The organism is Streptomyces sp. NPDC008313 (assembly GCF_042956125.1).
Classification (GTDB): Bacteria; Actinomycetota; Actinomycetes; order Streptomycetales; family Streptomycetaceae; genus Streptomyces.
Window position 1 is genome coordinate 13,169 of record NZ_JBIBFR010000019.1, and the last position, 14,050, is coordinate 27,218.

At 74.7% G+C, this 14,050-nt stretch carries 7 protein-coding genes; 1 reads left to right on the plus strand and 6 read right to left on the minus strand.

The genetic code is table 11. The features are described 5' to 3' along the window. Positions 1-461: 461 nt before the first annotated feature. The gene (locus tag ACFY93_RS24305) at positions 462-3,671 is read left to right on the plus strand and encodes an SCO5717 family growth-regulating ATPase (protein ID WP_391362706.1); all 3,210 of its coding nucleotides are present in this window, start codon (positions 462-464) and stop codon (positions 3,669-3,671) included. A 99-nt stretch (positions 3,672-3,770) separates the two neighbouring features. Here the strand turns inward: ACFY93_RS24305 and ACFY93_RS24310 are convergent, their stop codons facing one another. From ACFY93_RS24310 to infB, 6 genes are all read right to left on the minus strand, one after another. Continuing rightward, the gene (locus ACFY93_RS24310; protein WP_391362708.1) at positions 3,771-4,724 is read right to left on the minus strand and encodes a bifunctional riboflavin kinase/FAD synthetase; all 954 of its coding nucleotides are present in this window, start codon (positions 4,722-4,724) and stop codon (positions 3,771-3,773) included. A gap of 166 nt (positions 4,725-4,890) precedes the next feature. Continuing rightward, entirely contained in the window at positions 4,891-8,727 is a 3,837-nt protein-coding gene (locus ACFY93_RS24315; protein WP_391362710.1) for a trypsin-like peptidase domain-containing protein, read from the minus strand. A gap of 329 nt (positions 8,728-9,056) precedes the next feature. Continuing rightward, positions 9,057-9,962, minus strand: coding sequence for a tRNA pseudouridine(55) synthase TruB (truB, locus tag ACFY93_RS24320; protein WP_391362712.1), 906 nt, complete (start codon positions 9,960-9,962; stop codon positions 9,057-9,059). Beyond that, positions 9,959-10,405, minus strand: a complete 447-nt coding sequence (gene rbfA, locus ACFY93_RS24325) for a 30S ribosome-binding factor RbfA (RefSeq protein ID WP_391362714.1) — start codon at positions 10,403-10,405, stop codon at positions 9,959-9,961. Before rbfA ends, truB begins: the two co-directional genes overlap by 4 nt. Positions 10,406-10,493: 88 nt before the next feature. Next, positions 10,494-10,787, minus strand: coding sequence for a DUF503 family protein (locus tag ACFY93_RS24330; RefSeq protein WP_391362716.1), 294 nt, complete (start codon positions 10,785-10,787; stop codon positions 10,494-10,496). Positions 10,788-10,940: 153 nt separating this feature from the next. Continuing rightward, positions 10,941-14,042 (minus strand): translation initiation factor IF-2, encoded by a 3,102-nt coding sequence (gene infB, locus ACFY93_RS24335; protein ID WP_391362718.1) that lies wholly within the window; start codon positions 14,040-14,042, stop codon positions 10,941-10,943. Positions 14,043-14,050 lie beyond the last annotated feature (8 nt).

The following is a 14,050-nucleotide window of genomic DNA, read 5'->3' on the forward strand; positions in this document are numbered from 1 at the left end:
TGTTTCCGGACCTTTCACCCGCGTATCAGGGTGACTCGTCGACCACTATGGCCCGGTTTGGCCCGAGTGGACGCGTGGGCGTCGGTCACCAGCGGACGGCGCGGGGCGGAACGGTCCCGCGCGGACGGGCGGACGGGCCTGCCACGGGGGCGCTCGTGGTGATTAGGCTGGGACCGGGGCGCGGCTCGGAACCCGTGGACGGACTGCTCGCGTCTCTTGGGGGACCGGTCGTTTCGGACGGCACCCCGAACGACTTCTGAGGGCTTCGGCCGTACGCATCCGAACGACTCCGAGCGGAAGACAGGGCTCGGAACAGCTCGGACGGCTTCGGTGCGGACTTCTTCAGGAGTGTGCGGGAGCGTGCGAGTTCGAACGGGCTCGGACGCGTTTCGCACGGGTTCGGACGACACGACGGGCGCCCCGCACGGCATTGAAGGTGCTCGACCACACCAGGAGGAACTGTGAACAGCGATCGGGACGGGATCCGCGGGGGCTGGGCCACACCCGGCGATGACCAGCCCGACGCCGAGTCCGCCATCGAGACGACGGGCGAGTTCACCATCGACTACGCGCCGCCTGCCTGGTACACGCAGAACGCGTCGGGAGGTGCGGCCGGACCGGACGGTCCGGACGGTCCGGGTGACGCCGGTGCTCCGGGTGAGTCCGGTGACGAGGCGGAGGCGGCCCAGGAGCCGCCACCCGCCTGGGCACCCTCGGCTCCCGCGCCCGCCGAGGCGGATTCCGGGACGGGGAACGGCGATCTGGAGAGCGGCGCGACCATGCGCTTCTCCTCGGCCGCTCTGAAGCGTGAGATCGCGGAGCGCTCGGGCGAGGGCCGGGACGCCGGGGAACCGGCGGCCGCCCCGGCCGCCGACGTTCCCGCGCCGCCCTCACCCGCCCCCTCGCCCGGCCCCGCAGCCGAGGTGGCAGGCGGGGACTTCGCACTCAGGATGCCGGAACCGGTCACGGCGGTACCGGAGTTCACCGGCGGTACGGCTGCCGACGACGCCGCTCCCGTGGACCCGGCGGCCGGCCCGACGGACGCCGTCACGACCGACGGGGCAGACGGGGCCGTGACCGAGGGCGCTGGGACCGACGGGGCCGGTGGGGCCGTGACCGACGGTGACGCGGCGGATGCCGTCACGGCGGGTGCCGTCGCCGCAGATACCGAGGACGTCGCGGCGGGGAGCGACGCCGGGCCCGCACCGGAGACCCCGGAGGGGTCCGCCTCCCCCGAGGCTCCGCAGGCCCCGACGGCGACGGCGACGGCGGGTGACAGCTCGTCGGAGGCGCTCTCGGAAGTCGTGGCATCCCACGCCTCTACCGCCGCGCCCGGTTCCGTCCCCACTGACACCGCTCCCACCGGTTCCGTCCCCACTGACGCCGCTCCCACCGGTTCCCTCCCCGCCGACGCCGCTCCCACCGATCCCCGTCCTGCCGACGCCGCTCCTGCCGTCCCCGTCGTCGCGGCGGGCACCGGTGGCGAGCCGGCGGACGCCGTTCCCGAGGATGCCGTCCTGGCGGACGCCGTCCCCGAGGACGCGGTTCCCGCCGTCCCGGCCGACGGAGGTGCCGGACCCGACGCCGGGATACAGGACGCGCCGCCCGCCTGGGCCCCTCCCCCCGCACCGCAGGCCGGGCTTCCGCCGCTGCCCCCGGCGTACCAGCCCGCCGCGCCCGCTCCGGCGCCGCAGTGGCCGATGCCGACGGCACCGGCGCCCGAAGCGCCGCAGCAGCCGCCCACGGCCGCGCAGCCCGCTCCGGGCGTGCCGCCCCAGCAGCAGTCGGCGTACCCGCCGCAGGCGCCGCAGCCCGCGCCCGCGCCCGCGCCCGCCGCATGGAACCCACCCGCCCCGGCGCCCGCGCCGACCCCGGCGCCGCCCGTGACCCCCGGTCCGACCGCTCCCGCACCGGCCGCACCCCAGGGCGGCTACGGGTTCCCGCAGACCGGGGCCCCGGCTCCCGCCTCCCCGTCCGCTCCTCCCGCGGCGCCCGGTGTTCCGGATCAGCCGGCCGGCTACGGCTTCCCCCCGCAGGGCGGCGCACCGGTGCCGCCTCCGCCCGCCCCGCAGGGCAGCGGCTACGGGTTCCCGCAGCCGGGTGCCCCGCTCCCGTCTCCCGCCACTCCGCAGCCCGCGGCGCCCCAGCCCTCCAGCCCCCAGGCCGGTTACGGCTTCCCGCAGCAGCAGCCCCAACCCGGTCAGCAGCCCGGTCAGCCGGGACACCCTCACGCGCCCCAGGCACCGCAACCGCCCCAGGCGCAGCATCCCCAGCACCCGCAGCCCGCTCAGCACCCGCAGCCCGCTCAGCACCCCCAGCCCCAGGCCCAGCCCCCGGTCGACCCCCGTACCGGAGCCGCCTGGCCGCAGCCCATCCAGCACGACCAGCGACAACCCACCAACCCGAGCGCCGCGCCCCTCGGTTACACCGCCGCGGTGGAGCTGTCCTCCGACCGGCTGCTCAACAACAAGCGGCAGAAGGCCAAGAGCGGCAGGCCGACGGCGGGTTCGTCGCGGTTCAGGCTCGGCGGCAAGAAGGAGGAGGCGGAGCGGCAGCGGAAGCTGGAGCTGATCCGGACGCCGGTGCTCTCCTGCTACCGGATCGCGGTCATCAGCCTCAAGGGCGGCGTCGGCAAGACGACGACCACGACGGCGCTGGGTTCGACGCTCGCCACCGAGCGGCAGGACAAGATCCTCGCGATCGACGCCAACCCGGACGCCGGTACGCTCGGCCGCCGCGTGCGCCGTGAGACCGGGGCCACCATCCGCGACCTCGTACAGGCGATCCCGTACCTCAACTCCTACATGGACATCAGGCGGTTCACCTCGCAGGCGTCCTCGGGGCTCGAGATCATCGCCAACGACGTCGACCCGGCCGTCTCCACGACCTTCAACGACGAGGACTACCGGCGCGCCATCGACGTCCTGGGCAGGCAGTACCCGATCATCCTCACCGACTCGGGTACCGGTCTGCTCTACAGCGCCATGCGCGGCGTGCTCGACCTCGCCGACCAGCTGATCATCATCTCGACCCCGTCCGTGGACGGTGCGAGCAGCGCCAGTACGACGCTGGACTGGCTCTCGGCGCACGGATACGCGGATCTCGTGTCGCGGTCCATCACGGTCATCTCAGGGGTGCGCGAGACCGGCAAGATGATCAAGGTGGAGGACATCGTCAGCCACTTCGAGACGCGGTGCCGCGGTGTCGTGGTCGTGCCCTTCGACGAGCACCTGGCCGCGGGCGCTGAGGTCGACCTGGACATGATGCGCCCGAAGGTGCGTGAGGCGTACTTCAACCTGTCGGCCATGGTCGCCGAGGACATCGCACGGCATCAGCAGTCGCACGGGCTGTGGACGTCGGACGGCAACCCGCCCCCGGTGGCCGCGCCTCCGTTGCCGGGTCAGCAGATCCCCGGTCAGCCGGCGCCCGGACAGCCCGTGCCGGGCGGCCCCTACCCCGGCCAGGGACACCCTGCCCCGCAGCAGCCCTACCCCGGCCAGCCGTACGCCCAGCCGGGCCAGCCGGGCCAGCCGGGCCAGGGTTACCCGCAGCAGCCGCCGCAGGGACAGCCCCAGTCGCCCCCACAACCCCAGCCCCAGCCGCAACCCCAACCCCAGCCGTACCCGCAGTACCCGCAGCCGGGAAGCCCGCCGCCGCCTCCTCACCAGTAGCGCCGACGAGAGAGCGGGCCCGCGTCGTGTGAACGACGCGGGCCCGCTCTCCCGGTTCGTGGGCACCCCGGCCGGCTGGCGAGCGCCGACGCGCGGGCGCTACCTCGCCTCGTACGCCCCGATCAGCTCCCGGGAGCGCTTCACGTCGTCCGAGATGGCCTCGAGCAGAGCCTCGATGGAGTCGAACTTGGCCTGGCCCCGGACGAAGGCGAGGAAGTCGACGGCGACGTGCAGCCCGTAGAGGTCGAGGCCGACACGGTCGATGGCGTACGCCTCTACCGTCCGCTCGGTGCCGTCGAACTGCGGGTTCGTGCCGACGGAGATCGCCGCCGGCATGGCCTCGCCCTGGGCGTGCAGCCAGCCGGCGTAGACGCCGTCGGCGGGGATCGCGGTGTGCGGCAGCGTCTCGACGTTGGCGGTGGGGAAACCGAGCTCGCGGCCCCGCTGCGCCCCGCGCACGACGATGCCCTCGACGCGGTGCGGGCGGCCGAGGATCTCGCTCGCGCCCTCGACGTCGCCCTCGGTGACGAGGCGCCGGGTGAGCGTCGAGGAGAACGGCTGCCCGCCCCCGGCGTCACCGGTCACGTACAGGTCGACGACCTCGACCTCGAAGTCGTACGTCTTGCCCTGCTCGGCGAGGAAGGCGACGTCGCCGGTGGCCTTGTGGCCGAAGCGGAAGTTGGGGCCCTCGACGACGGCCTTCGCGTGCAGCTTGTCGACCAGGACCTTGACGACGAAGTCGGCGGGCGACAGCTTCGAGAACTCGGTGGTGAACGGCAGGACGAGCACCGCGTCCACGCCCAGCTCGGCCATCAGTTCGGCGCGACGGTGGTGCGGGGCGAGCAGCGGCGGATGGCTGCCCGGGCGCACGACCTCGCTGGGGTGGGGGTCGAAGGTGACCACGACGCAGGGGACGCCCCGCTCGCGGGAGCGTTCCACGGCGTGCCGGATGATCAGCTGGTGCCCCCGGTGGACCCCGTCGTAGGAGCCGATGGTGACGACGCTGCGTCCCCAGTCCTGGGGGATGTCCTCCAAGCCACGCCAGCGCTGCACTGTGACCGCTCCTTGTCGAACCCGTGTCCGTGATTGCCTCATTACGCAGGTCTAAGGGTGCCATGCCGCGTGCTCCCGGCTTGCATCGGCATGGAGGCTGTGACGGGCGGCACGTGCGGACCGGAGCGCCGGGCCGGCCGTCCCGGCCCGCTCCGGGACGGCCGTCTCAGGCGTCCTGCCCGATCAGAGGCTCGGCACGGGTGCCGGGGCGGGGTCCGGGAGGACCGTCGGTCCGGTTCGCCGGGTGGGCGTCCGGGGCGGTTCCGTCCCGTCCCGGTGCGGAGGCGGTGGCCAGCTGCCCCAGGGTGTGGCGGGCGCTGGGGCCGACCATCGCCACCCACGTCGCGGGCTCCTCGTCGAGCCACTGTACGAGGCGGGCGGCGAATCCGGGGTCGTGGAGGGCGACGTCGATCAGGGCGCGGTCGAAGCGGGCCGCCCCGGCGGGCGTTCGCAGGAACCGCAGGCCGACGCGGTGGACGAGCGCGCGGGCGTGTTCGTCCGTGTCAAGGAGGACTCCGGCGCCCGTCACCGCGGCGCGCAGCAGTGCGTCGAGGACGAGCGGATCGCTCTCGCAGGCGAGCAGGAGATCCATGAGTTCGTTCCGCAGGGGGCGGGACTCCGGGCGGCCCGGCCCGGCCAGGACCTCGGCGAGCACGGCCCGCACCCGCGCGGAGGTCCCCTCCAGCACACCTTCGACCAGGGGGAGGAGAGCGGCGCGCGCCGCGGGGCCGTGCTCCAGGCAGCGGTCGACGTACGCGGCCAGGTGCGCGTGGACCCGGTCGGCCGCCTCGGGGCAGTGCTCCGCCGGGACCCGTACGACCGTCTCGTGCACCAGCGCGGCGACGCGGCGGGCCAGGGCGGGCACGGTGACGTCGGCGAGGGCGCGCAGATCCTCGCCGGCGTCCTGGTCCGGGCGGCGCAGCCGGGCCCCGAGCGCGTCGAGCACCGGATCCGGGTCGGTGACGAGGGCGGGGAGCAGCGCGCTCGCGGGCAACCCGGGGTCGCCGGCCGCGCACCGCTCCAGGGCCCGGTGGAGGTGGTCGACCCGGGTGCTCGGGTCCCGTACGAGGAGGGCGAGCGCGGCGCTGTGCAGGGCGCCGTCGGCGGCGCGGGCGAGGACGGCCCCGGCCGCGTACCGCAGCAGGGCGCGGTCGGCCTCGGTTCGGACCCACGGTGCCACGCGCAGTCCGTAGGTCATCGCCGCCGCCCTTCGTACCGGGCGGTCGTCGTGGGCCCAGCGGTCCACCGCGCGGCAGACGGCGGCGGGCTCCTCCTCGGCGAGCGTCGCGAGCAGTTCGTCCGCGCGCCGGTGCGGCCGGCCGGCCAGCGCTTCCGTGAGGGCGTCCGGGTCGCGCCGCCGGTGGGCGTAGAGCAGCGCCTGCGCGGCGGTCGCCACGGTCGCGTCGGGCGTCGCGGGGAGGGGCCGCTCGTCGTCGAACCAGTCGGTGAGGTGGGGCTGTACGGCGCTCGGGGCGGCGGCGAGCAGCCGGGCCACGACGTCGAGGTAGCGGCCGGGACCGGCCTCGTCGCCGTCCGCCACGACCAGCCGGCCGAGCAGTTCGAGCCGCTCCTCCTCGGGCAGGGCCAGCGCCTCCCAGAACGCGGGCCCGAATTCCCCCGGCACGCGTGCGCCGCACTCCCGCCAGGCCACGATCCGGTCGGCGAGGAGGCGCAGGAGCCCGGTGTACGGGACGGCGTCGGGCACCCGCAGCAGCGTGCCGGCGACGAGGCGGCCGGCCCACCAGGCGGAGTCGTCGGACTCGCCCCCCGCCCCCGCCCCGGTACCAACTCCGGCTCCGGCTCCGGGGGCGTCCCCCGGCGCGGGCCCGGGGACGTCCATGCCGAGGACGAGTTCCTCCAGGTACAGGGCGAGCGCTCCGGCTCCGCGTCGGCGGCCCAGCAGGAGGAGGGCCTGCACCAGGGGCCCGACGCGGTGCCGGGGCACAGGGAGGGAGGCGTCCGCGTCCGGGACGGTGCGGTCACGGCGGCGCGCGCCGGGCACGGCGGGAGCGGACGGAAGGTGCCCGGCGGCTTCCGCGGACGGGTCCTCGTGGTGGAGCAGGGACCGCAGGGCGGCGTCCAGGTCGAGGTGCACGCCCTGGATCCAGTCGGCGAACTCCTCGTCGGCGAAGCGGTAGCCGTTGCCCGCGGGGACGAGCACGCCCTCGGTGAGCACGGCGGAGGCCCAGCCCGTGACCCCGTGGAACGGACCGCCGCCCGGCGCGGGCCCCCAGGGGAAGACGGCCTCGAACGACCGCCGGTCCAGCTCACCGCGTCCGGGCCACAGACACCGCCGCGCGGCCTCGTGCACCTGCCCGCAGACGCGGGCCGCGAGGCGTCGTACGGCCGTGCCGTGCAGCCCGTTCTCCGCGGCGAGACGGACCGCGACGCGCAGGCACCTCAGGTCCAGGTAGGCGGCGAGGATCTCGTCCCGGTCGGGCCACCCGGCGCACGGGCCGGGCTGCGCCGCCCGCACCTCTGCCAGCATCCGCAGGGTCAGCGGGTGCCGCGCGTCGGCCGCGTCGAGCACGCCGTCGGGGATTCCCAGCCGGGACCGGGCCGACCGCGCCTCGTCCTCGGTCAGCGGGCCGAGCCACACGCACGGGGGCAGCGGCCCGCCCGCGTACGCCGTCGGCTCCCCCGGCAGCGGCGCCGCCACGGGCCGGTGCAGCGTCCCGGGCGGGAATCGCGCGCCCGCCTGCTCCCAGTACTCGGCCCCGCAGGCGACGACGAGGCGCGTGCCGGTCTCCCGCAGCCACGCGGCGCTCTCCGCGGTCCATTCGGGCAGCCGGTGGGCGAGTTGGGGTGGCATCTCCTCGGGGCTGTCGAGGAGGAGGAGCAGCGCGCGCCCGGCCCGCCTCGCGATCCCGGCCACGCGCTCCGGGCCGATGTCGCCGAGTTCGCCGCCGTATCCGGGCGGGGGCAGCACGCTCGACGCGGCGGTCCCCTCCGCCGCGCGCCCGGTCCCGGGGGCGTCTCCGTCGCCCGCCGCCGAGGCCGTCACGATGCGTCCGGCCCGCTCCAGTGCGCGTGCCGCCGCGTCCGCCACGGAGTCGTCCGAGGCGAGCAGGTCGGCGCCGCGCAGCCAGAGCGTGGGCGCCGGTTCCGCTCCGCCGGTGCGGCGGGCGGCGAGGGCGGCCAGTTCCGTCGTACGGCCGCTGCCGGGCTGGCCGACGAGGCCGAGGACACCGGCCGGGCCGTCCGCGAACGCGGTGAACTCCTCGACCACGCGCACCCGTTCGACGGGCGCGGGGGCGGGGGCGGGGGCCGGTCCGGCGGGTGCCGGGGGCCGGGGGCCGTCGGAGCCGACGGAGGTGGCCGTGAGTTCCAGGACGCCCGCGAGGTTCAGATCGGCTCCGTAGGCCGGGACCGTCGCCGCGTTGCGGGCCAGCAGGGCGGCCAGGGGGCCGTGCGCGCCGTCCCGGAGGGGTACGGCGAATCCGGCCGTCCGGTCCCCGGAGTGCAGCGTGGTGCCGAGGACGCCCAGCACCGCGCCGGTCGCGGCGTCGAGGACGGGGCCGCCGGCCGCGCCTCCTCCGGGGCGCAGCGCGTCACGGCCCGCCGTGCCGATGGCCAGCTCCAGCGCGCCGGTCAGGGTGTGGGAGGCGCCGGTCGCGGTGCAGGTGACGTCGGCCGTGCCGAGCAGCCGGGCCTGACGCCATCCGCCGGCGGCGACCCGGACGTACGTGCCCGTCCCGAACCTGTGCCGTGCGGTGACCGGGAGGGGTTCGAGGCCGAGTCCGTCGGTGCGTACGAGCGCGAGACCGGCCCACGGCAGTGCGGTGATCTCCGCGGCCGTCACGACGCGGCTGCGGCCGCCGGCGCCGTGCAGGACCAGGGAGGCCGCGCCGTCGACCGTCTCGTGGCTCGTGATCACCGTGCCGTGGTGGTCGGCGAGGAATCCGGTGCCGCGCGGCCGCCCGGACGTGTCGCAGACGCGGACCAGGACCTCACCACCCGTCTCCGGGCCCTCGTCCGGTGCCTGACGGACGCCTCCCGCCATGCTCGAACCTCCCGACGTGCGCTCTCGTCCCGACGGTAGGCGCCGGATGATCAGCGGCACAGATCACGCCGTGAACGCGCCCCTTCCACCCCCTCGGTTCACTCCGAGCGCCTGCCCGAAGGGGTGAATCGGCGGGGGTGGATGGATACACCCTTGGGTGGGGGAAGAGGGGGACCGTGGAGCGGCGGACCGGGCCCCGTGATCGCCGCTCCACGGGAGAGACCACCGGCCGGGCCGCGACGATGCCAGGCGGTTCCCGGCGAGACCGGCGGGCCGGCGCCCGCCCACCGTCCTGAAGCGCCGTCCCGCCCCGCCGAGCTGAAGTGCCGTCAGCCGAAGACGGCCAGGCTCTTCGCCTTGCCCTTCTGCTCCTCCACCAGCGCGAGGAACTGCCCCGCCGCGTCGTAGACCGCGACGGCTCCGGCTCCCGCGTACTCCTCGGGCATGTCGAGCCGCACGCCGTTGGTGAGCAGCCGGGCCCGCCGTTCGTCGACGTCCCAGCGCGGGAAGGCCGCCGTGGCCGCCTCCGCGATGGGCATCACGGTCAGGTCCTGCTGGAGCTGGTCCAGGGTGCGCGCGGAGTCCAGCTTGTACGGCCCGACGCGGGTGCGGCGCAGCGCGGTGAGGTGTCCGCCGACGCCCAGGTCCGCGCCCAGGTCCCGGGCGAGCGCCCGGATGTAGGTGCCGGAGGAGCAGACCACCGAGACCACCAGGTCGCGGACGGGGGTGCCGTCCTCGGCGACGGCGTCCCGCATGTCGTGCACGGTGAACGCGGAGATGGTCACCGGGCGGGCCGGGATCTCGAAGTCCTCGCCCTCACGGGCCCGCTTGTACGAGCGCACGCCGTCGATCTTGATGGCGCTGACCTTGGATGGCACCTGCATGATGTCGCCGCTGAGCTTGGCGATGCCGGCGTCGACGGCGTCCCGGGTGACGGCGGAGGCGTCCGTGGAGGACATGATGTCGCCCTCGGCGTCGTCGGTGAGCGTGTTCTGCCCGAGCCGGATCGTGCCGAGGTACTCCTTCTCGGTCAGCGCGAGGTGACCGAGGAGCTTGGTCGCCTTCTCGACGCCGAGGACCAGCACACCCGTGGCCATGGGGTCGAGGGTGCCGGCGTGTCCGACGCGTCGGGTCCTGGCGATCCCGCGCATCTTCGCGACGACGTCGTGCGAGGTGAAGCCCGACGGCTTGTCCACGATGACAAGCCCGTCGGGCGTCCGGTGCTTCTCGGTCATTCGGCGGTGTCGTCCTCGTCCTCGCCCGGCTTGCGGTACGGGTCTGCGTCACCGGCGAAGGCGGCGCCCGCCGAGACCTCACGGACCTTGGCGTCGGAGGCCCGCGCCTTGTCGAGCAGGTCCTCGATGGTCTTGGCGGTGTCCGGAAGGGCGTCGGCGACGAAGGTGAGGGTCGGGGTGAACTTCACGCCCGCCGCGGCACCGACCGCCGACCGGAGCACGCCCTTGGCGCTCTCCAGACCCGCCGCCGCCGCCGCGCGCTCCTCGTCGTCCCCGTAGACCGTGTAGAAGACGGTCGCCTCCCGGAGGTCCCCGGTGACCCGGGTGTCCGTGATGGTCACATGCGAACCGAGCCGCGGGTCCTTGATCCCGCGCTGCAGCTTCTGGGCCACCACCTCTCGGATGAGGTCCGCCAGCCTCTTCGCCCGCGCGTTGTCGGCCACTGGTCCGTCTCCCGTTCTTCCTGTTTCCCTGTTCTGGGCTCTGGGTCTCGACCGGCCGTCGGTCGCGGCCCGGTCGTCTCGGTGTCGATCAGTCGTCGTCGCCGTGCAGGCGCCGCCGGACCGACAGAAGCTCGATCTCCGGGCGGGCGGCGACCAGCCGCTCGCACCGGTCCAGCACGTCGGTCACGTGCCCCACGTCCGAGGCGACCACCGCGAGGCCGATGCCGGCCCTGCGGTGGAGGTCCATGTTCTCGACCTCGGCCGCGCTCACCGCGTACTTGCGCTGGAGCTCGGCCACGATCGGGCGGACGACGGAACGCTTCTCCTTCAGCGACCGTACGTCGCCGAGCAGGAGGTCGAAGGACAGAGTCCCCACATACATGTGTGTCCGGATGTCCCGCCGGTACGGGGTAGACGGCCTGCCCATGCGCTGGACAGGGACATCTGAACCGTACAACGAACGGCCGGGGCCGATCGACGGAAATAACTCTCCGCCGACCGGCCCCGGACCGGACCCGTACGGTCAGCCGCGCCCTTACGAGCGGGGCTTCTCGCGCATCTCGTACGTCGCGATGACGTCGTCGACCTTGATGTCGTTGAAGTTGCCGAGGTTGATACCGCCCTCGAAGCCTTCGCGGATCTCGGTGACGTCGTCCTTGAAGCGGCGCAGACCGGAGATGGTGAGGCTCTCCGCGATGACCTTGCCGTCGCGGACGAGGCGCGCCTTGGTGTTGCGCTTGACCTCTCCGGAGCGGACCAGGACACCGGCGATGTTGCCCAGCTTGGACGACTTGAAGACCTCGCGGATCTCCGCCGTGCCGAGCTCGACCTCCTCGTACTCCGGCTTCAGCATGCCCTTCAGGGCCGCCTCGATCTCCTCGATCGCCTGGTAGATGACCGAGTAGTACCGGACGTCGACGCCCTCGCGCTCCGCCATCTGCGCGGCACGGCCGGCCGCGCGGACGTTGAAGCCGATGACGATGGCGTCGGAGCCGGTCGCCAGGTCGATGTCCGACTCGGTGACCGCACCCACACCGCGGTGCAGGACGCGGATGTCGACCTCGTCGCCGACGTCGAGCTGGAGCAGCGAGGACTCGAGGGCCTCCACCGAACCGGACGCGTCGCCCTTGATGATGAGGTTGAGTTCCTGCACCAGGCCGGCCTTGAGGGCCTCGTCCAGGTTCTCCAGGGAGAACCGGACGCCACGGCGGGCGAAGTTGGCGTTGCGCTCGCGCGCCGCGCGCTTCTCGGCGATCTGCCGGGCCGTGCGGTCCTCGTCGACGACGAGGAAGTTGTCGCCGGCGCCCGGGACGTTGGTGAGACCGAGGACGAGGACCGGGGTCGAGGGACCCGCCTCTTCCACGTTCTCGCCCTTGTCGTCGAGCATCGCGCGGACACGGCCGTACGCGTCGCCGACCACCATGGTGTCGCCGACCCGCAGGGTGCCTCGCTGGACCAGGACGGTCGCGACGGCGCCGCGGCCACGGTCCAGGTGGGACTCGATCGCGATGCCCTGCGCGTCCTGCTCCGGGTTGGCCCGCAGGTCGAGCGAGGCGTCCGCGGTGAGGACCACGGCTTCGAGCAGCTGCTCGATGTTGAGGCCCTGCTTGGCGGAGATGTCGACGAACATGGTGTCGCCGCCGTACTCCTCGGCCACCAGACCGAACTCGGTGAGCTGACCGCGCACCTTGGTCGGGTCCGCGCCCTCGACGTCGATCTTGTTGACCGCGACCACGATCGGCACGTCGGCCGCCTTGGCGTGGTTCAGCGCCTCGATCGTCTGGGGCATCACACCGTCGTTGGCCGCCACCACGAGGATCGCGATGTCGGTCGACTTGGCACCGCGGGCACGCATGGCGGTGAACGCCTCGTGACCCGGGGTGTCGATGAAGGTGATCCTGCGCTCTTCGTCGTTGACCTCGGTGGCGACCTGGTAGGCGCCGATGTGCTGCGTGATGCCGCCGGCCTCGCCCGCGACGACGTTCGTCTTGCGGATGGTGTCGAGGAGGCGGGTCTTACCGTGGTCGACGTGACCCATGACGGTCACGACCGGCGGACGCGCGACGAGTGCTTCCTCGCCGCCCTCGTCCTCACCGAACTCGATGTCGAAGGACTCGAGCAGCTCGCGGTCCTCCTCCTCCGGGCTGACGATCTCGATGACGTAGTTCATCTCGCCGGCGAGCAGCTGGAGGGTCTCGTCGGAGACGGACTGCGTGGCAGTGACCATCTCGCCGAGGTTCATCATCACGGCGACGAGCGACGCCGGGTTGGCGTTGATCTTCTCCGCGAAGTCGGTGAGGGACGCACCGCGCGACAGGCGGACGGTCTGTCCGTTGCCGCGAGGCAGCATCACGCCGCCGACCGACGGGGCCTGCATGGCCTCGTACTCCTGGCGCCTCTGCCGCTTCGACTTGCGGCCACGACGCGCGGGACCGCCGGGACGGCCGAAGGCGCCCTGCGTGCCACCACGGCCACCCGGGCCACCGGGACGACCACCGAAGCCGGGACGGCCACCGCCGCCACCCGGACCACCGGGACGGCCGGCGAAGCCGCCACCGCCGCCACCGCCGGGACGGCCGGCGAAGCCGCCGCCGCCACCGCCGCCGGGACGGCCGGCGAAGCCGCCGCCACCCGGACGACCGCCGCCGCCACCACCGGGACGACCGCCGCCACCGGGACCGCGGCCGCCGGGGCCACCGCCACCGGGACGCGGGCCCGCTGCGGGACGCTGCGGCATCATGCCGGGGTTCGGACGGTTGCCGCCGGGGCCGCCGCCGGGACGCGGGGCCTGCGGACGGGGCATGCCGCCCGGAGTCGGACGGGCACCGCCCTGACCCTGCGGACGCGGAGCGCCGCCGGGACCGCCCTGCGGGCGGGGACCGCCCTGGCCGCCCTGGGGACGCGGAGCACCGCCCGGGGCACCGCCGCCGGGACGCGGGGCGCCGCCCGGACGGGGCGCCTGCGGGCGCGCCATGCCGGTGGAGCCACCAGAGGTGAACGGGTTGTTGCCGGGACGCGGGCCGGCCGGACGGGCACCGCCGGGACGCGGGGCACCGCCCTGGCGCGGAGCGCCCTGACGGTCACCGCGGTCGCCGCGCTCACCACGGCCCTGGCCGCCCTGACCACCCTGTGCGGGGCCGGCCGGACGGGCGCCGGGCTTGGGACCGGCGGGGCGCGCACCGGGACGCGGGGCGCCGGTGGCCGGGGCACCGGCGGCCGGGGCCGCAGGGGCCGCGGGGGCCGACGGCGGCGCGGTGAACTCGGGCGCGGCCGGTGCCGGAGCCGCCGGGGCGGGCTTCGGCGCGGGCTTGGGACCCGGAGTCGGGCGCGGGCCCGGCGTCGCCGGGGCCGCGGGCCGCTCGGCCGCCGGCTTGGGGGCCGGCGGGCGCGGGGCGGCCGGACGGGCGGCCTGCGCCTGGGAGGGGGCTGCCGGCCTGGCCGGGGCAGCCTTGCGGGCGGCGGGCTTGCCGCCGCCGTTGCCCTGCTGGAGGGCGTCAGTCAGTTTGCGTACAACGGGCGCCTCGATCGTCGAGGACGCCGAACGGACGAATTCACCGAGTTCTTGGAGCTTGGCCATGACGACCTTGCTCTCCACCCCGAACTCCTTGGCGAGTTCGTATACCCGGACCTTAGCCACTTCGCTCC